This is a genomic window from Janthinobacterium sp. NKUCC06_STL, from assembly GCF_019345455.1.
GTDB lineage: Bacteria > Pseudomonadota > Gammaproteobacteria > Burkholderiales > Burkholderiaceae_D > Janthinobacterium > Janthinobacterium rivuli.
This window is the reverse complement of the sequence record NZ_JAHKQY010000005.1, coordinates 188,219-207,603: the sequence shown is the minus strand read 5'-3', so window position 1 is coordinate 207,603 and position 19,385 is coordinate 188,219. Positions and strand designations below refer to the sequence as shown.

The following is a 19,385-nucleotide window of genomic DNA, read 5'->3' as shown; positions in this document are numbered from 1 at the left end:
TGGAGCGGCGATGGCGTATCCCAAACTTCCCTACACCAGCGGCAAGAGTACCGCCCTGCTCCATGGCGACCGCCTCAACGACGCCATCGTGCGCATCCGCCCTGAACTGCCGGGCAACGTCATCGTCATCCATGGCGTGAACGACGTCGGCACCAGTTTTGGCGCCGTGGAAAAAGGACTCTGCCAGGGACTCGATGCGCGCATGTATGGCGGCGGCCACGTGTTCACCCCGGCCACCTACCGCCTGCCACAGGAGGCCGACAAGCGTGAAGTGATCGCCGATCCGGACGCCGTCTACTTCAAACGCAAGCATGATGACACGACGTACAGTCCCGTCATCCCGTTTTACTGGGGCTTTCGCGAACAAGGCAACGCCAGCAAAGTGGTCAACGGCCAGAACACGGACCGCTATGGCAACCGCCTGGACAAGGATATGTCCAAGAACGGCGGCCCGTTCGGCAATGCCACCAATACCCTGCCCGACATGTGGAACAAGGGATTATTCTCTCCGTACGACGTGGGCGGCGATCCCGTACGCCCTTTGAAGACGGCGCCGGGCCGCATGTACATGGTGCTGGCCGCCAAGCGCCTGGCCGCGCTCATCGCCATGATCCGCGATTACGACAGCGACGACGTGGTTTCCATCGTCGCGCACAGCCAGGGCTGCTTGATCTCGCTGCTGGCGCAAGCCTTCCTGCTCGACGAAGGCAAGCGACCCGCCGACACGCTGATCCTCACGCATCCGCCCTACAGTCTGGTGGAAGACACGACCATGTTCTTCGGCGCGGCGGAATCGAGCCGCATCTTTGGCGGCGGCCGGGATGCGGTAATGGAAAGCCAGTACGACGCCATCAACAACCGCCAAACCCTGCATGCGCGCCTGCAAACCCTGGCGCAGATCGTGCAAGGAGTGGTGGCAAAAAAGCACGCCACGCCCGCCTTTGCGCACATCAAGGATCACGCCGTCTGTCATGGCATGGCAGGTGCGGCATGGCGCGCGGAAGCTGACCGCGACAACCGGGGCAAGGTTTACCTGTACTTCTGCCCCGAAGACATGACGGTGGCACTGGATAATATGCAGGGCATCGGCTGGCAAGGCATACCCGACCACATCGATGGCCATGGCCTGTCCAAAACCAAGGGCAAGACGGACAAAAGCATCTGGGGTGACGGTCCCACCTACTGGGAAAAGGATTTCCAGCGCCGGCAACCGCTAGCGGAACTGGGTAAAGGATTTTACCAGCGTGTGTTTACCAACAAACAGCGCCCCGATGCGGCTGGCAAAAACAATGGGCCGGTGCTGGTAGGCACGCCGCCGCACGACTTCGCCCTGCGGCTGGAAGGCGAGGACGACCATGCCCACGTGGCCGGCGCCAACCGGGGCCACCGCGGCAACCATGACGAGGCGCCATGGCCGCCCGTCAAACCCAGCAAATGGAATATCTTTTCCACGGAAGCGGGTCGGCGCGAAGGCTTGCGCACGATCAATGGCGAAGCCTTGCGCGTACCCGGGAAAGCCGTGCTCGACGGCGGCGAGATCCGCCCTGGGCAATTCCCGAAGGAGTCCGACCAGGCCAGGCTGCCGCGCGACCAGCAAGGACCGTGCGAGGAAGTCGACCCAATCGATGCGGCCATCGCGGTGACCAGCAAGAAAGGTTTGCAGATGCGCAAGCAGGAAATCATCGCCGACCCGCGGCCGCTCAAACATCGCATTCCCGAGTACGGCGTCGGAATGTTCGGCGCGGGCGAGCGCGATCAAGTGGAAAAAGCCTTGAACCTGGGCAAGGAAGCGGGCGACCAATGCAGGATAGAACGCGTCTCGCGCCATCCGGGCGGCGGCGACAAGCTGATTGTCGACCGCGAAGAAACGCCGAACGAGGCGCGCAAGCGCTGGCAGAACGAGGTCAGCCCAAAATCCTTCCACGGGGCCATCATCGGCAACGCGGAAAACCATCGCAACGTGACGGCGTATGACGTGGCCATCGGCGGGGGCAAGGCGAGCAGCGATCCGAGTTTTTATCGGTATTTGTGTGCGGTGGCGGATTGGCGGCTGAAAACAGATGACAAAATACCACGTCCATCCATATTGAAATGGGATACCTTTGCAAAAAATTTCGCGGTTTACTTGTCTGCCGAGCCTGCGGCGCGTAAAGCGATCATCGTAGGTAATGCGCGCTATTACAGTTCGGGAGAACTTCCCGCTTGTATTCCCGCCCTACATGAGGGCCTGCCTTCCACCGTTGTATGTGAAATAGTCAACGGCAGGCGTACTGATTCAGTCGTCACGCCGGTCGTCCATAAAGCCAGCGACGAAATACCAAGATGAAAAGCTTATTCCTCCGCTTGCAATATCCGCTGTATGCAGTCGCCAGTGTACTGGCACTGCTATTGCTTTGGTCATTACTGATCAGCCCATCACCTTTCTTGCTGGAGTCCACGATGAGCAGCAAAGTCTTGAAGTACCTGCATGGGCTGTTGCTGATCCCGCCTCTCGTGGCAGCCACATTGCTAGGCTCACGCTGGCTGCATTCGTCCAAGCCTATGGTCGTCGCAAAGCCGCAAGTGCAGCAGATGGTACCCAGCGAACAGGAAAAGCGGGAATATGTGCTGGAGGTTATCGGTCTCGGCGTCACCCTGGACAAATACCGACAAGGGAAATTGTGGGAAGCCCTGCAAAAGGGAAATGCCTATGCCAGCATCCGCGAACAAGATAAGAAGAAATATCCATGGAGCAGCCAGGACAAAGCAGGCACCAGTGGGGGACGCGCAGGCGACTCGCTCGAAAATGGCGCGCTGAACACCCCTATGTATTTTGCCGTGCCCATCTTTAACGCCGAAGGTCCCATTGCAGATCCTGCACTGCAAGATACACCACACTCGCCCATTATGGGTTTGGCAGGTAGCACCGCCTCTTCCGGCATGCACTGGCATCTGTTTGTGGCGGGGCCACGACGCTTCGAGGAACATCCCGAGCATATTCTAGAAGATGTTTTCGCATTTTTTGACGCCCATCCTGACGTGCCATACATCATCTTGAATTCGCATGATGGCATGGAATCGCGCGATATCAATCGCAGTCCCGACACTCCCGAATTGCTCAAAGATGGCTACTACATTCCCGAAATGCCCGACGCCTCCGCTCTGTTCGTGCTGGCCAGGCGTGAGCGCATCGACGCCGTGCGGAAGTTTGCATATGACGATGCGCCGCCCGAGGACAGCGTCGATGACCTCAACACCTACGGCGTGGCGCGGCGCCTGTATCTGGCATATGACAAATTGATGCGAGCAGTGCCCCATCCAGACAAAAAAGAAGACCCGAGTGCATTCACCCAGCGTCAGCCCTCAATCTCCGAATGGCTCCCCGTCGCCGCGCAATTCGCGCAGCGCTCCGATATCCGCGGCACGGGCAGCTTCAGCATGCTCGACAGGCTCCAGCACAAGACCTACCAACCGCCCAAAGACTGGCAACCCACGCCCTGGTTTCCCTTGCCCTTCAACAAGGAACAGCTGGCGCAGCTGGACCGCCTGCCGACCTTCGGTTTCATCCATCGGCCCACGTTTGTCAGGATGACGGATGAGCACGGCAAGCCCCTGACGCGGCGCGATCAGCGCGAGCAAGCCTTGCAGGCGGGCTGGCAGCAAGCCTTGCGAAGCTTGCCGGAAGCCGAGCGCCCCGCCGCGCCGGCGCGCCTGGTCGCCGCCACCGGTGGCAATCAGGCGCAGCTGGTGGCGCTGCACAAGACCTTGCTGAGCCATGCGGAAGATGGTGGCACGGAACTCGACAGTGGCAAGCCGCAGCAGTGGATAGATACGGACCAGCGCCTGGGCAACACGGGCGCGGCCACCCTGTTCGTGCAAATGGCCATCGCCGTGATGGGCAGCTACCGCGATGGCGGCGTCAGCGCCGTGGTGAACCTGCGCAACCCGGACGAAGCGACCATCGTGCTGGTCAGCCCGCCGTCGGACGAAAAACGCCGCACGCAAAAGCATCCGCACGGCGGCGATGTGCTGCGGCATTACGTCACGCCAGCCATCGACCCGGCGAATTATCCATCGAACTGATCTCAGTGCGCGGCAAGCGGCGCCAAGGCGTTCCCCCGCACCTGAAACGCCACCTTCGCCACCGTCTTGCCAGCATCATCGACGAGGGCCAGCGCGTGCTTGCCGGGCACGGGGCGCCAGCTGATGCTGTCAAGCGCAGCGCCCATGTCCTTGCCGTCGAGCACCCAGCGCAAATCGCGGCTACCCTGGGCCTGGAAGAACACGCGCTGCAGGGCGGGCGGGATGTCGGGGTCGATGGCGAGGATGCTGTCGTCGGCCGGATACACGATGGCAGGCGGCTTGACGGTGTCGCCCAGCACGGCGATGACGGGGCTTTCCGTGCCGGTGATAAACCATTCGCGGCGCGGCGCTTCCAGCGCGGGCTGGTACGCCACCATCTGCTGCAGCACGCCTGGCGGCACTTTCGGGGCATGGCTGGGCACGTTCTTGTGCAGGTAATCCATCACGTCGCGCCACACGGGCGCGGCGCCGGTCACGCCCGACACGTCCCACATGGGCTTGCCATCAAAATTGCCCACCCAGACGCCCACCGTGTAGCGCGCCGAGTAACCCATGCACCAGTTGTCGCGCATGTCCTTGCTCGTGCCCGTCTTGACGGCGCTCCAGAAATTTGTCCCCAGCTCGTTGCGCAAGCCAAACGTCATGCTGCGCGCGGCGCGGTCGGCCAGGATGTCGCCCACGATGAAGGCGGCGCCCGGCTCCATCACGCGGCGCCTGTCCTTGCCCGCTTGCCCCGGCTGCAGGCTGGCGGTGCTGTACAGTCCGCCATTGGCCAGCGCGCGGTAGGCGTTGGCCAGTTCCAGCAAGGTCACTTCGGATGAGCCCAGCGCCAGCGAGGGGCCGTAGTACTCGGCCGCTTCCGTCAGGCTCGACAGGCCCACGTCCTTCAGGCGGTTATAAAAGCCGTCCTGCCCCGTCAGCAGCACCGTGCGCACGGCGGGAATGTTGAGGGAACTGGCCAGGCTGGTGCGGGCGCTGACGTAACCCTTGAAATTGCGGTCGTAGTTTTGCGGGGCGTACATGCCGGACGCCGTGGCGACGTCCAGCGGCGAGTCGTCCATGACGGACGCGGCCGTCATCAAGCGGCGCTCGATGGCCAGCTCATACAAGAACGGTTTCAAGGTGGAACCGGCCTGACGCAGGGCCGTCACGCCATCGACGTGGCTGCCGCCCGCATTGCCCACATAGGCGAGGATTTCTCCGCTGCGGTTATCTAACACAATGATGGCGCCATCGTTGACATTGCGCTCGCGCAAGGACGCCAGTTGCTGGCGCAGATTTTCCTGTGCGAAGCGCTGCAAGGGGCCATCCAGGGTGCTGGCGACTTGCGCGCCCGGCTGCTTCAGCAGCTGCTGCGCCACTTGCGGCGCCGGCGCCAGTTCCGCATACAACGCGTTGCGCTGCAGGGCCGTCTGCACGCGCTGGCCGATCAGCTGGCAACTGCTGTCCATGCGCCACTCTTTCGCCAGCGCGCAGGCGCGCCGCGTGACGGTGGCCGGCGGCGCGTTCGGTGCCCGCACGAGGCTGGCCAGGATGATGGCGTCCGTCTGGTTCAGGCCCGACGGTGCCTTGCCGAACAGGCTGTACGAGGCGGAGGCGATGCCTTGCAGCTCGCCGCGGAATGACACGAGGTTCAAATACGCTTCGAAAATCTGCCCCTTGCTCCAGCTATCCTCGATGGCTTGGGCCGCACGCATCTGATCCCATTTCTGGCGCAGGCTGCGTCCGCCCGAGGACGCCTGCAAGTCCGCATCGAGCTGGCCCGCCAGTTGCATGGTGATGGTCGAGGCCCCCCGGGGCTTTTTCGAAAACAGATTGTCCCAGGCGGCCGTGGCCAGCGCGGACACATCCACGCCGCCATGACGCATGAAGCGCTGGTCTTCCGCCAGCAGCACGGCCTGCTGCACGGCCGGTGAAATGTCGGCCAACGGCACCCACGGCAAGCGCCGCACCTTCATGTCCACGCGCAAGGATTGCAGCGGTGCACCGCTGCGGTCCAGCAACTGCGCTTCCGAACTGCGGTAGGCGGCTTGCACCTGGGCTGGCGTCAATATCGCTTCAGCGAAGACGGGGCCGGCCAGCAGGCAGCCCATGACAACGATGACACTCCTCACTGCCCCACCTTCACATTCGCGTTCGGCGACTCGCCAAACATCTCGGGCGAATACATGGCTTCGATGCGCGTGGCCGGCAGGCTGAAGTCACCTGCATTGTTCAGGCGCACCGTGTATTCCACGCTCCAGTTACCCTTCGGCACAAAGGCGTAATACGCGCGGAAGGCGTCGAAGGCCCGTTCCTCGAACGTGGGCCAGACCCAGCCCGTGGATTTTTCGCCGGCCGTCAGCAGCTGCGAATCGCGGCCCAGGCCGTTGCCCAGCACCGTGGCGCTGGCCGGAATCGGGTCGTCGACCACCACCCAGCTCATGTCCGCCTGCGCGGACAAGTCCAGGCGCACGCGGTAGACATCGCCGCGCGACCATAGGCCCGTGGTTTTCTGTTCCACTGGCGTAATGGTTTTCTTGATCGTGTAGCCGCTGGACACGGGCGCCTTGAGCGGAATGGCCGCCAGGCTTTGCACGGTGGCCCAAGGCTTGCCGGTGCCGCTGTGCGCCAGGCCCAGGGTATCCGTTCCCTTCGGCCACGCTTGCAGCACGGGGCCGACCTTCGCCGCGCCATTCCACACGAGCGCTTGCGTATCGCTGCCCAGCTTGACGGCGCTGGCGCCCGTCACGGGGGTGGATTCGAACTTGGCCGAGAATTTATTGATGGCCAGGGTACCCCAGGCATTGGCTACCGTCGTATCCCAGCGGCCCTTTTTCTGGCGGCCCATGCTGCCACGCACGAGGCGGCCGATGTCATCCTTCCACGCCGGATCGTCCATCACGGCCAGCAACAGGCGGTTGGCATTGACGTCGCCCGAGACCATCAGCCACCACCAGTTATCCTTGCGCTCGGTGGAAAAGCCCATGGTCGTGCCCTGGAAATTCAGGCGCGAACGCAAGATCTGCTGCGCCTCGGCCAGCAGGGCATCACGGCGTGCCAGGCTTGGCGTGCGTTGCAACAACAAGCTCCAGTCGATGACGGCGGAAGTCGGCCACAGGTTCGGGTTGATGCTGATGCTCTCCAAGGCATCGGGCGGCACCTTGTTCGAACGCGACAACGCTTCCAGCGCAGCAAGTTTACGCACGGCCAGGTCGGTCGTGTCCAGCGCGGAACGGCGCACGATGCGGCCTTGCACGAAGGCCGTCAAGGCTGCTTCCATGCGGTTTTTCGTCTGCTCGGGAATCGCATAGCCCGCTTCCCTCGTTGCCGACAGCACGTACGCCGTCAGGCTGTCGCTGCCCTGTTCCATGATGGGGAAGTATTTCAGCAGGCCGTCGCTGTCCAGGTAGGCGGGCAGGCTGGCGGCCAGCTTGTTCCACGCCTCCCGGTCTTGCAGGGCGATGGCTTTCGACGTGTTTTGTTCGAAGCACGTGTAGGGATAGGCGGCCATGTACTCGCGCACGCCGGGCAGCTCGCCACCGAGCTTGGCGACAAAGCTGGTCTGGATGCCGCCCCGGCCCGGCAAGGCGCCGGCCGGCATTTGCACGGACATATTGACGGGCTTGTCGATCTGCTGCAAGGTTGCCTGATACGTGCGCACGGGCGTCGCCTGGCCCACTTTTTGCGTGATTTTCAGTTTATCGCTGTGGCTGCCCGCTTTCGCGCTGATATCCCACACGACCGTTTGCGCGCCGAGCGGTACCTGGTAATCCCACCCCACCTCGCGCGCTTCGCCCGCCGCCAGACTCAAGCTCTGGCGCGGCAGCGCCTTGCCGGCCGCCGTGGCATTGAGGTCCACGCTCAAGGAGGCGGCCGAGGTGTTGCGCACCGTGAATCCAGCGCGCAACTGGTCGCCTTCACGCACAAGGGTCGGCAAGCCCGACATCAAAATCAAGTCTTGCGAGCTGCGGATGTCCGTGCTGCCCGTGCCAAACAATTCCTTGCCAGCGCTGGCGATGGCGACGATGCGGAACGCTGTCAAGGAATCGTTGAGCGGCACTTGCACCGTCGCTTCGCCCTTGGCGTCGAGCTTGACGGTGCCCTTCCAGAACAGCAGGGTGTCGAACAGTTCGCGGCTGGCGCCCTTGCCGCCGCCACCGCCGACCGGGAAGGCCTTGCGGCCGAAGTGGCGCTTGCCGATCACCTGCATCTGCGCCGTCGCCGTTTCCACCTGCAGGCTGCGCTGCGCCATCATGGTGTCGAGCAGCTTCCAGCTATCGTTGGGCATCAGCTCCAGCAGCCCCGTATCGACGGCCGCCAGCGCCACTTCTGCGCCGGCCGGCAACGGCTTGCCATCGGCGCGGCGCACGCGCACGGACACTTCCGCCTTGTCACGTGTTTTATACACCTCCTTGTCGGACACCACCATGACGTTCAGTTCATGCGCCTGCCACCCCACATTCAGGGGCGCGATGCCCATCTTGTAAGCCGGCTTGCCCAGGTCGACCAGGGCCGTCGGCTGCACGCCATCGACCCTGCCCCGCACGACAAACACGGACACATACACATTCGGTGCGTAGTTCGGTTTGACCGGAATAGTCACCACCGGTTCCCGGCCATTGAGCTGGCGCACATAAGTGTCGAGGATGCCTTCGCGCTCGACCGTGATCAGCGCCGTGCCCGAGCGGAACGGCATGCGCACCTGCAAGCTCGCCTCCTGGCCCGGTTCATAGCGTTTCTTTTCCGGCAAGACGTCGATGCGGTCATTGTCGCTGGCGTTGAACCACCAGTCGCCGCTGCCGGCCACCCAGGTTTCGCGGTTGGCGACGGCCGCGTTGCCGGATGCATCCTGCGTGCTGGCGCGCAAGACCAGATTGCCGCTGGCGGGCGCCTTCACGTCGCAGATCAACAAGCCCTTGCCATCCGTCTTGCCCGAGCACGCCGGACCCAGCTTGACGACTTCGCTGCTGTTTTCATACGCATAGAAGCCGCCGATCAGGCGCCGGCGGTGCGAATAGCTGTTGCGCTGGAAGAAGTCGACGGCGACCGGGGCATTCGCCACGGGCTTGCCATTCGTGCCGAGCACGGCGACCGTGAACTTGAAGGCATCCTTGCTCAAGGCCCAGGCGTCAGGCTTGATGCCGATCACATAGTTCGATGGCCACAGCGGTACGCGCGTGGCGACCGATGCCGTCTCGCCATTCGCATCCTGGAAAGCCATTTCCGCCACCAGGTCGCGCGGCGTGGACAAGTGCGGCAGCTGGTCGATGACGATGCGCGCGCCGCCCGCCTTGTCCAGGCTCAAGCTTTGCGTGCGCGCGGCCGTGGCGCCGGGGCCACCCGCGCCATGGCCTTCATCCTGCCATTCGCCCTCATCGTCGTCATAGCCCGTGCCCTGTTTCACAAGACCTTCCTTCACGTCGCCATTGCTGAAGCTATAGTCGGGATAGTCGGCAAACGTCACGCTCTTGTCTTGCAGCACCGTGCGCAGCTTGACGGGCGCATTCGTGGCGGCGCCGCCGGCCAGGTAGGTGATTTGCGCATCCAGGGCCAGCTGCTTCGCCTGCACGGCGGGCGCTTTCGGTCCCTGCAGCACGGCTTTCATGGTCGGCACGCGGAACGCTTCGACGCGGAAACTGCCGGACGGGCGTCCCGCCATCGTCACGCTGTATTCTCCCTGCTTGGCGTCGGCGGGAATGACCCAGTCGCTTTCCGCCGTGCCGCTGGCGGACCAGCGCAGGGGCAATTGATAGTTCTGGTCGCTACCCTGGTGCGTGATGACAACAGAGGTGGCGCTGCCGGGGCCGTTGTTCTTGTCGACCAGGCTCATGCCCTCGCCCGTGTGCTTGCGGATGAAATGCTTCATGTGCACGGTTTCGCCGGCGCGCAGCAAGGTGCGGTCAAATACGGTCGCCAGCAGGGTGTTGTCGGCGCGCGTGTCGTCGGTGGGCAAATTGAAACGCCAGGCTTCGATGCCGCCCACCCAGTCCGACAGGGTGAACGTCATGTCGCCGCCGCTGCGCGCACTGATAAAGTAGCGGCCATTGTTCTTGCAGCTGGAATTGGCCAGCTCGCCGGGGATGTGCGCCACGCCGTCTGCGCCCGTGGCGCCTTGCCACAGCAGCTTGCCGGCGCAGTCGCGCACGGCCACTTGCGCTTTCGCAACAGGCGCGCCCTTGTCCAGCGACGTCACCCACACGAGCGACGATTGCGCGCCATGCTTGAAGTGGGCCGCCAGATTCGTCACCAGCGCGGCCGTGCGGATGTAGGCCGTCGTCGGTTTGCCGAGCAGCACTTTACCGAGGATCGGGCTGGCCAGCTCGACTACATAAAAGCCCGGTTTTTGCAAAGGAATGCCGATCACTTCAAAGGTTTTCTTGCCATCGGGGCGCGGCAGGCTGATGGGGCGCGTGCCGGCCGCGCCCGCCAGCACGGATTTGCTCATGTTGCCCGCATATTGAGCATACGGCTGCCAGTATTCGCCGCCGTCGCCAGTGCCGGCCAGGCGCTGCATCCACTCGATGATGAACTTGTCGTCATTGTCGGGCACGCGCAAGGTGGCGCCCGTGGCGGCAGCCGATGGCTGCGCGATTTCCTTGCCCGACAGCACGGGCTCGATATTGCGCACGGTGACGGGCAGCAAGCCGTCGCCCTTGGCTTCGATGATGCCGAACGGGGCCGGGAATTTGAGCAGCGGCGGCTGTTCGCCCGTGCGCACCGTCATGGGGAAGCGCGCGCGGTTGAGCAAGGCGCGGCCCGCGTCATCCGTCAGCTTCGGCGGCAAGTTCAAGATAAAACTGGCTTGCACGGGGAAGGGGCCGTTGAACGTGGCGCCATACAGGAATTCCGCCTTTTCGTCTTCTTTTGAAATCGTCGGCGCATACGTCTTGCCGCCGCCCTTCAGTGTCATGGCGCGCACCTGCGCCGCGCTCACGGGCGCGGAAAATTGCACGCGCATGGGCAGGAAGGGGATGCACTGCTCCTTCGGATTGCTGCGCTCGCAGCTGAATTTGGCCGTGAAGTCGGGACGCGTCTTGAACTGCAGCGTTTGCGCCTTGTCCGTGGCGATGCCGCTGGCGCTGGCGATGCCCTCGCCCCACACCAGCGACACCTTGGCGTTGGCAGGGAAGCTGCGCTTGCATTGCAGCACGGTGACGGGCAGCGGCGGCGCGCCCTTGCTGGCGACGGGCATGCCCACTTTCCAGACCGTGCCGCGCTTCTTGAAGTACACGGTCAGGTAGCGGTCGAGAAAGCTCTTGCGCAGGGTTAATACCTGCTCCAGTTCCTTGCCTTTAAGCAGGCGCACGGGAATTTTTTCATTGATGCCGTCGGCCCGGCAATACGCGTTCGCGGCCACGCTGGCCTCGTTCGGCGCGGCATCCAGACCCAGCACGAAGATCTGGTTCTCATCAATATACGGCTGGCCGTCATACGGTACGGCTTCGACGATGGCCGGGCCGCCCGTGGTGAAACGGTAGGACGCCGTCCCCTGCAAGGGCTTGCCGGCCTGGTCCTTCAGGCCCGGCTTCAAGGTGAAGCTGCACGCCACGCCGGCCGGCAAGTCGCGCTCGAAATCGTAGTTCCAGTTGCGCTCGTCAGCCCAGCGCCCCGCGCCCGCCACGACGGCAGGTTCAGCCTTGCCGCAATCGATGGCGAACGGCGCGGGCAAGCCCATGTCGCCGAACGGCACCATCGGCGTGGCGAACTGGGCCCGCACCTGACGCACGGCCTTGACCGTGCCGCTCGGTGAAAACAGGGACACGCCGCTATCGGCCCAAGCCGGTAGAGCCATGCCCAGCGACAGCAACAGACATAGTGGGCCCAGTTTGCCAGATAGCGGGGAAGAAACAGCACGGGGGTGGTCAGGCACGGGTGACTCCTTGATGAAAAGTGGCGGAGCTGGCTGCGGCGCACGATAGTTGCCCGAGAGAAGCCCGGCAAAGCAAGCGAACGCGGCAGAAATACAACATCAATGTAATATTAGTTATCAAGCTCATCATTGTTGCTAATATACAGTGGCACGCTGGTAACAAGTCGTACGATTGCCTCCAGTTGCGGCGCCAGGATGTGGCCGTGATTGCAAAAGTTTCCGGAGGCGAATTAGTTTTTTTCAATATCGAAGTATTTGTCGTGAATCTGCAACACCATTGATATACCGCAATGCTTTGTGCGCCAGCGCACCGACCACGTGAACCTGCAACCGTATTCTCTACTCCAACAGCAGTGCATTTATCGCAAGAAAGCGCACCTGGAATTGTTGTCTATCTCTAGCAAAGCATGTCTGGCAGTTGTCGCATTGATGCAGTAGAGAAAATCTCTTATCAACGTTGGGAGTTACTTGTGAATAATCTAAAAAAAATCGCCGTTGCCGCCGCAGTACTGTGCTCCGCCCTCGGCGCACAGGCCCAGGAAATCAATCCCTCCTGGTACATTCAACCCAGCCTCAACGCACTCAAGCCAGATTCCGACTTCGCTACGGATAAAACCGGCTATGGCGCAGGCTTGCGTTTCGGTAAACCCGTTTCGCCGGACTGGGATATCCAGCTGGGCACCACGTATGCCCGCTCCAAGGATGGCGGTCAGCGCTACCAGCAAAATACGCTGGGCGTAGACGGTCTGTACATGTTCTCGCGTAAAGCTTTCCGCCCCTTCCTGCTCGTTGGTGCCGGCATGCAGCGCGACAAGGACACCAGCTTCGCTTTTGGCGAACGCAGCAAGAGCTCGCCTTACGCCAGCGTCGGTCTGGGCTTCCAGTCCACGATCAACGATCAATTGTCGTTCCAGGCTGACATCCGCAATGTGCACGGTTTCCTGCGCGGCAATACGTTCGACCCGAGCAGCAAGTCCAACAACTACTATGTCACCGTGGGCCTGAACTTCGCGTTCGACAAGCCAGCTGCACCGCCGCCGCCACCGCCACCGCCGCCAGCGCGTGAAGAAGTCGTCGTGGTCGTGCCGCCACCACCGCCGCCACCGCCAGCACGCTTTGAAAAAGTGACGATGGCGGCAACGGAATTGTTCGCGTTCGACAGCGCCAAGCTGGGTCCGACACAGACCAAGCTCGACGAAATCGCCCGCGTGCTGAACGCCGCGCCGGACGTCAACAACGTCGTCATCAGTGGTTATGCCGACCGCATCGGTTCGCCCAAGTACAACCTGAAACTGTCGCAGCAGCGCGCTGATGCAGTCAAGGAATACCTGGTCGGTCACGGTGTCGCCGCCAACCGCCTGACGGCCGAAGGCAAGGGCTCCACCAATCCTGTCGTCACCTGCGACAACAAGAAACGTGCCGACCTGATCAAGTGCCTGGAACCAAACCGCCGCGTTGAAGTGGAACAAATCACCATCGAACGCCGCGTGCAGTAAGCTCAACAGTGGTACGCCACTTGTGAATAAAAAAAGGGGCTCGCGCCCCTTTTTTGCATTGAAAGCCATCATGAATATTTCTACCCGCTATCCCAAGCTGGCCGGCCTGGCGCCGTTCAGCAAGCAGATGCGCAGCGTCATCGTCTGTTCCGTCACCGAATGGCTGGAACACCGCGCCTCAAGCAAAGGCGCCGCCCTCGCCTATTACACCCTGTTTTCCATCGCCCCCATCCTCGTGCTGGTGATTGCCATCGCCGGCTTTTTCTATGGCCCGGCCGCCGCGCGCGGCGAGCTGATGGGACAACTGCAGGGCTTGCTGGGCACACAAGGCGCCGAAGCCATCCAGCTGGTGCTGGCCGGCGCGAAAAACCATGAACAGGGGCGCATCGCCACCCTCATCGCCAGCGCCCTGCTGCTGTTTGGCGCCACCAGCGTGTTTGCCGAGCTGAAAGCCAGTCTCGATGAAATCTGGCAAGTGCCGCCGCTGAAGGAAGCGGGCGCCTGGGACATGCTGCGCACGCGCCTGCTGTCCTTCGGCCTGGTGCTGGTGCTGGCCTTTCTGCTGATGGTGTCGCTGGTGGTCAACGCGGCCATGGCGATCCTCGCCAACTTCTGGGAAGGCGTGTGGAAGGACACGGCCGTGCTGTTTACCATCCTGTCGAACCTGATCGGCTTTGCCGTCATCGCCAGCCTGTTTGCCGTCATCTACAAAATGCTGCCGCGCGTGCGCCTGTCCTGGCGCGACGTGGTGATCGGCGCTGTGGGCACGGCCTTCATGTTTTCATTGGGGAAGTATGCAATTGGCGTGTATATCGGCAATAGCGGCGTGGCCAGCAGCTATGGCGCGGCCGGTTCGCTGGTAGCCTTGCTGCTGTGGGTGTATTACTCGGCGCAAATCTTCTTCCTGGGCGCCGAATTCACGCGCCAGTTCGCCCTGCAACTGGGCAGCATGAAGGATATGCCGAAGACGGACGATGGCGATGTGCAAGTCAAGATATTGAAACGCCACCAGTCCTGATTCCCTCGCTCCACATGCGAAAACGGCACCCGCGGGTGCCGTTTTTCTTGCGTTGTAGCAAACTACTCGCCCAGCAATTCCGCCACCACTTCCATGCCCTGCACGCGCTCGGCCACGACCTTCACGATGACGATGATGGGCACGCCCAGCAGCAAGCCCCAAACGCCCCACAGCCAGCCCCAGAACAGCAGGCTGATGAACACGGCCGTGGGATTCATGCGGGCAATGCGCCCCGTCATCCAGGTGGTGACAAAAGTGCCGACCAGGGTGGCGATGGCCATCGACGTGCCCGTCACCAGCAAGACCATTTCCAGCGATTCGAACTGCAGAAAAGCGACCAGGCCCGTGGCGATGGTGATGAGCAAGGGGCCGAAATACGGCATGATGTGCAGCAAGCCGGCCACGATGGCCCAGGCGCCCGCATTTTCCAGGCCGATCACGCGCAGGGCGATCCACATCAGGACGGCCAGCAAGCCATTCGTGACGAGCAGCATGAACATATAGTTCTGGATCGAGGTATTGATGTCTTCCAGGATGTGCACGGTGACCTTCTTGCGGCTCAGCGACGGCCCCGTCAGCTTGACGAGCTTGCGCTTGAAGGTGTCGCCCGACAGCAGCAGGAAAAACACGAGGAAGATGACCATGGTGGCCTGGCTGAGGAAACCCACCAGGCCCAGCGAACCGGCCCAGACCCAGTCCATGATCTTGAAGTTGGGCGCCTCGGCCGCGGCGGCGCGGCGGTTGTTGCGGCGCGCTTCGGCGCCGGCGGCCACTTGCTCGATTTCATTGGCCACGGCCTGCATCTTCTGGAAGGTGCTGTTCTTGCCGCCCGTACTGGCGGCGATCAGGCGCGACAGCTTATGCGTGGCGGCCGGCAATTCTTCCACGATGGATTCGAATTCGCCCTGCACGCGCTCGACCACGACGAGGGAGCCGAACAGGATCAGAGCCGTGACGGCCGTGGCGCCGATGGCGCGCGGCAGGCGCAGCTTTTCCAGCCAGGCGACGACGGGATTGAGGGTGTAGGCAATGAAAATGCCGAAAATGACGGGAATGAGGAATTTCTGTGCCCACTGCAGCGCATAAATGAAGCTGACGGTGGCGATGATGCCCAGCGCCAGACCACGCGCATTGACATGCAGCGGCAAACGCAAGGATGAATCGGGGTGCTCCACGGGCGTGCCGGGAGGTGGCCCGGCAGGCTCTGTGGAGGCAGCCGCCACCGGCTCGGGCGGGGTATCTGAAGGCTGGATATGCATGCGATTCCCGCGACGGTCGGTGGAGGGCCACAGGGCCAGCCGTGGGGCTGGCCGCTGCGGCAGGTCATGCCATTACTTGACGCGGATGTCGTTTTTGACCGACTTCACGCCCTTGACGCCACGGGTAATTTCACCCGCTTTGGCGGCATCGGCTGGCTGGGCCACGAAGCCGCTCAGCTGAACCACGCCCTTGAAGGTTTCAACGTTGATTTCCGTCGATTTCAGGGTAGGCTCGTTGAAGATGCTGGCTTTCACTTTGGTGGTGATGGCCGCGTCGTCGATGTACTCGCCCGTGCCTTCTTTGGTTGGGGTCGAAGCGCAACCTGCAACAGCGAACAGGGAAGCGATGAAAAGGCCAGTAGCGATAGATTTAGTGAATTTCATGGTTTTTTCCTTAGGAGTGGTCAATCAATGTGCTCACAATGAGCTTCTTATACCAGTGTGGTGACTGCGCGCCGGAGGGAGCTCAGTAGCCAAACTGGGTTTTTGCAGCCTTGATACAGTCATCCTTGGCTGCGCCGGCTAATGCATCGCATTTTTCTGTCGCGACCTTGTACTCGGCTTTTCTTTTTGCTTCACGCGCATCGCTGCGCGCTTCGATGACTTTCTTGTCTGCCTTGGCATCGGCCAGGGCCGCCACTTTGGTGGACTTGGCCAGCTTGACGCAGACATCCTTGTCGTTGCCCGTCAGCGCATTGCAGCGCGTCAGGTCGACGTCGTAGTTGGCATCGGCAATCTTGATGCGCGCCTTGGTGTAGGCACGCAGGGTATTCGTGTATTGCGCCTGGGCCACCGCTTCATCGTAGGCACGCACGGCTTTCGCTTCGGCGACGCAGACATCTTTCGGGTTGCCCGTGATTTTTTCGCACTCGGCATGTGCCAGCTTGTAGTTCAGGCCAGCCTGCTCATTGGCCGCCTTGTAGGCTGCTTTCGCTTCCGGCGTGGCCGCCACGGCCTGGCCGCCCCAGGCGGCGCATGCCAGACTGACGACGATGGCGGTGAAAAGCTTATTCTTGTTCATATTGTGTTTCTCCCTGGTGGTAGCAAGCATGTCTGCTTGGCATGACTACCGTTTTACGTGGATCGTCGCTTCTCTTCTGTACGCTGCCGTACACAAGTAATTTATTTTGAAAGCGGAAGGGATACAGGGATAAATAACAACGTTTTGATGGATCGCCACGGTAAAAAATACCATTTTCGGCAGCAAATAACTACGTGCGGCAGCGTACAGACCGGAAACAGGGGCATGACTAAGATGGCACTACACCCTCACCTCGTCAGGAGAATAAAATGAAAACCAACGCCACCTTGGCTGCACTGATGCTCGCCGCCACCGCCGCACTGAGCGGTTGCGCCACCGGTCCTTCCCAGTCACAACAATATTACCCGGCCAACCAGCCTGAATCGGCCATGTACGGCACCGTCGACTCCATCCAGATCGTGCAGGGTGGCGGACAAACCAGCGGCGCCGGCGCCGTGGTCGGCGGCATCGCCGGCGCCCTGCTGGGCAATACCATTGGCTCGGGCGGCGGACGCACGGCCGCCACCGTGGCGGGCGCCGTTGCCGGCGGCGTCGTGGGCAACCAGGTCGAAGGCCGCAGGCAGCAAGCGCAGGCCTACCAGATCAGCGTACGCCTCGACAACGGCGAATACCGCACCGTGGTGCAGGACAACGCGAATGATTTGCGCCCGGGCAACCGCGTGCGCGTCGTTGACGGCCGCGTCTACCGCTATTAATCCCTTGGCCGGGCTTGTCCTCAAGCCTGCGCCAGACCATGCACCAACAAGGAGATACCATGGGCACCATCATTCTGATCATCTTGATCCTGGCCCTGGTCGGCGTCCTGCCTACCTGGCCGCATAGCCGCAACTGGGGTTACGGCCCCAGCGGCATCGCCGGCCTGGTCGTAGTGATACTGATCCTGCTATTACTGACGGGCAGGTTGTAAAAAAAGGCGCTACGGCGCCTTTTTTATTTCAAGGAGGAAATATCATGACTATCCACAACACACTCTTGGCCACCCTGTTCGCCTGCAGCCTGGCGCCTCTGGCACAGGCCCAGACGGCCGCGCCGCAACCGGGCGACCCGCAACGCTGGTACCAGGAAGACAGCACGGCGCAAGCCCAGCTGCGCACCCTGCGCAAGGAAATCGCCGCCGCCCTGGCCGAGGCCAAAAAAGCCTGCCGTTCGGAACCATCCGCCGCGCGCGCCACCTGCCTGAAGGACGCACAAGACACTTACCGCCAAGACATGGCGAACGCGGAAAAACTGCGTGTAGCGGCGCATCCGCAGTAATGAGCCGTGCTGTTGCGATGCCGGACAAACCGCAACGCCTGACAAAACCGTAGCGAGCGGAAGGGAGAGGTGGCTAAGAAGCGCAACCGTACGAAGGTACGGGGGCGCCGAGCCGGTGAGCATCGCAGGCCGCCTATACCGACGCGCAGCAGGTTTTGACAGGCGTTACTAAGCGGCGTCGCGCTCGTATGGGGGCAGTTCATGTACCACCAGCGGCGTGTCTTCCGTCACAAAAGCCAGCCAGCCGGCAGCCTTGATTGCGCGCAAGCCATCCTGGTAGCCCTGCTCCCAGCGCCAGTCGATGGAGCCCTTGGAGAAATTGATGTCCTTGGCCGCCATGTGCCAGTCGCGCCCCGCGTACGGCAGGCGCACGATGTGCATGGTGCTGTCGCAACCGAGCGCAACGAGCTCCTCCGTCTGCTGGCGGTTGTGCTTGGTGTCGGGCAGGCCGGCGTACAGTTCGCGCAATTTGCGCTGCAAGGTATGCGTATTGACGTAATCGGCGATATGCCGCTTCGAGCGCGAGGCGAAGGTGACGTCCTTTTGCCGCGTCTGCACTTCGTCGAGGGTGGTCGGTTCCGGCCCTTCCGAGCTCCACAGGTCCACCATGAAGACCAGGGTGTCGACGTGGGGCGTGTCGTCGAGCACGGTTTCCAGCGGCGTGTTCGAGTACAGGCCGCCATCCCAATATAAATCGCCATCGACGCGCACGCCGGCAAAGCCGGGCGGCAAGGCGCCGCTGGCGCGGATGTGATCGGCCGTCAGCGGCTGCTGCTGGCTGTCAAAACTGGTGAGGCTGCCGCATTTGACGCGCAGGGCGTTGACGGTCAGGCGCATGCCGCCGGGCTGGTTCAGGTAATCGAAATCGACCAGTTCCTCGAGGGTGCCGGCCAGCTCGCTGGTGTCATAAAAACTGGCCTCTTCCGGCTTGACGGCGATTCCAGCGGGAAACAGGCTGAAGGTGCGCGGCTTGAAGAAGCCGGGCACGCCGCGCAGCACCGTATCGAGCGTGGCCAGCCAGATGTTCGAGCGGCGCTGCTGGTCGGAGACCAGGTTCATGTCGATGCTGTCGCGGTGCGCCACGCGCTGCCAGAACTCTTTCAGACGCACGAGCCTGTCCTCGTGCTTGTTACCGGCCAGAATGGCCGCATTGATGGCGCCGATCGAGGTGCCCACCACCCAGTCGGGCGCCAGGCCATGCTCGTGCAGCGCGTGGTAGACGCCGGCCTGGTAGGCGCCCAGCGCGCCGCCACCCTGCAGCACCAGCACGATACGCAGGCGCGAGGGATTTAACTGATTGATCGGTGTCTTCGAATTCGTCATCAAGATGGTCCCTCTGTCCGCCGCGGGGTGCGGCGTGAATCATTGTAAGGGATTGCGCGCGATGGCGTGTCTGCGTGCC

Annotated in this window: 13 protein-coding genes; 7 read left to right on the top strand and 6 right to left on the bottom strand. The window is 62.2% G+C overall.

The window, feature by feature from the left end:
* Window positions 1-10: 10 nt before the first annotated feature.
* Both KO539_RS18160 and KO539_RS18155 read left to right on the top strand, forming a co-directional pair.
* On the top strand, window positions 11-2,326 hold the full coding sequence (locus KO539_RS18160; protein ID WP_219310818.1) for a DUF3274 domain-containing protein: 2,316 nt from the start codon (window positions 11-13) through the stop codon (window positions 2,324-2,326).
* Window positions 2,323-4,062 (top strand): DUF2875 family protein, encoded by a 1,740-nt coding sequence (locus KO539_RS18155; RefSeq protein ID WP_219310817.1) that lies wholly within the window; start codon window positions 2,323-2,325, stop codon window positions 4,060-4,062. The genes KO539_RS18160 and KO539_RS18155 overlap by 4 nt, the downstream gene beginning before the upstream one ends.
* A gap of 2 nt (window positions 4,063-4,064) precedes the next feature.
* Here the strand turns inward: KO539_RS18155 and pbpC are convergent, their stop codons facing one another.
* A complete protein-coding gene (gene pbpC, locus KO539_RS18150; RefSeq protein ID WP_219310905.1) occupies window positions 4,065-6,155 on the bottom strand; it encodes a penicillin-binding protein 1C in 2,091 nt (696 codons plus the stop codon).
* A 17-nt stretch (window positions 6,156-6,172) separates the two neighbouring features.
* The gene (locus KO539_RS18145; protein ID WP_257626347.1) at window positions 6,173-11,836 is read right to left on the bottom strand and encodes an alpha-2-macroglobulin; all 5,664 of its coding nucleotides are present in this window, start codon (window positions 11,834-11,836) and stop codon (window positions 6,173-6,175) included.
* Between the two features lie 548 nt (window positions 11,837-12,384).
* Here KO539_RS18145 and KO539_RS18140 point away from each other — a divergent pair.
* Together KO539_RS18140 and KO539_RS18135 are read left to right on the top strand one after the other, a co-directional pair.
* Window positions 12,385-13,410: an OmpA family protein gene (locus tag KO539_RS18140; protein WP_035826268.1), complete on the top strand. Its 1,026-nt coding sequence runs from the start codon at window positions 12,385-12,387 to the stop codon at window positions 13,408-13,410.
* Window positions 13,411-13,480: 70 nt separating this feature from the next.
* On the top strand, window positions 13,481-14,428 hold the full coding sequence (locus tag KO539_RS18135) for a YihY/virulence factor BrkB family protein (protein ID WP_035826263.1): 948 nt from the start codon (window positions 13,481-13,483) through the stop codon (window positions 14,426-14,428).
* Window positions 14,429-14,490: 62 nt separating this feature from the next.
* Here the strand turns inward: KO539_RS18135 and KO539_RS18130 are convergent, their stop codons facing one another.
* The 3 genes from KO539_RS18130 to KO539_RS18120 all read right to left on the bottom strand — a co-directional run bounded on the left by KO539_RS18130 (window position 14,491) and on the right by KO539_RS18120 (window position 16,708).
* Entirely contained in the window at window positions 14,491-15,687 is a 1,197-nt protein-coding gene (locus KO539_RS18130) for an AI-2E family transporter (protein WP_374106442.1), read from the bottom strand.
* 72 nt (window positions 15,688-15,759) lie between these two features.
* The gene (locus KO539_RS18125) at window positions 15,760-16,071 is read right to left on the bottom strand and encodes a BON domain-containing protein (protein ID WP_096234579.1); all 312 of its coding nucleotides are present in this window, start codon (window positions 16,069-16,071) and stop codon (window positions 15,760-15,762) included.
* A gap of 82 nt (window positions 16,072-16,153) precedes the next feature.
* Complete coding sequence (locus KO539_RS18120) at window positions 16,154-16,708, bottom strand: hypothetical protein (RefSeq protein ID WP_219310816.1); 555 nt, start codon at window positions 16,706-16,708, stop codon at window positions 16,154-16,156.
* A 269-nt stretch (window positions 16,709-16,977) separates the two neighbouring features.
* Between KO539_RS18120 and KO539_RS18115 the strand changes: the two genes are divergently transcribed.
* The 3 genes from KO539_RS18115 to KO539_RS18105 are packed head-to-tail and all read left to right on the top strand — an operon-like array spanning window position 16,978 to window position 17,983.
* Window positions 16,978-17,424 (top strand): glycine zipper 2TM domain-containing protein, encoded by a 447-nt coding sequence (locus tag KO539_RS18115; protein ID WP_034786328.1) that lies wholly within the window; start codon window positions 16,978-16,980, stop codon window positions 17,422-17,424.
* A gap of 59 nt (window positions 17,425-17,483) precedes the next feature.
* Window positions 17,484-17,636, top strand: a complete 153-nt coding sequence (locus tag KO539_RS18110) for a DUF3309 family protein (RefSeq protein WP_010396415.1) — start codon at window positions 17,484-17,486, stop codon at window positions 17,634-17,636.
* Between the two features lie 44 nt (window positions 17,637-17,680).
* Window positions 17,681-17,983, top strand: a complete 303-nt coding sequence (locus KO539_RS18105) for a hypothetical protein (RefSeq protein ID WP_219310815.1) — start codon at window positions 17,681-17,683, stop codon at window positions 17,981-17,983.
* Between the two features lie 168 nt (window positions 17,984-18,151).
* Here the strand turns inward: KO539_RS18105 and KO539_RS18100 are convergent, their stop codons facing one another.
* Entirely contained in the window at window positions 18,152-19,306 is a 1,155-nt protein-coding gene (locus tag KO539_RS18100) for a patatin-like phospholipase family protein (RefSeq protein ID WP_219310814.1), read from the bottom strand.
* Between the last annotated feature and the right edge of the window lie 79 nt (window positions 19,307-19,385).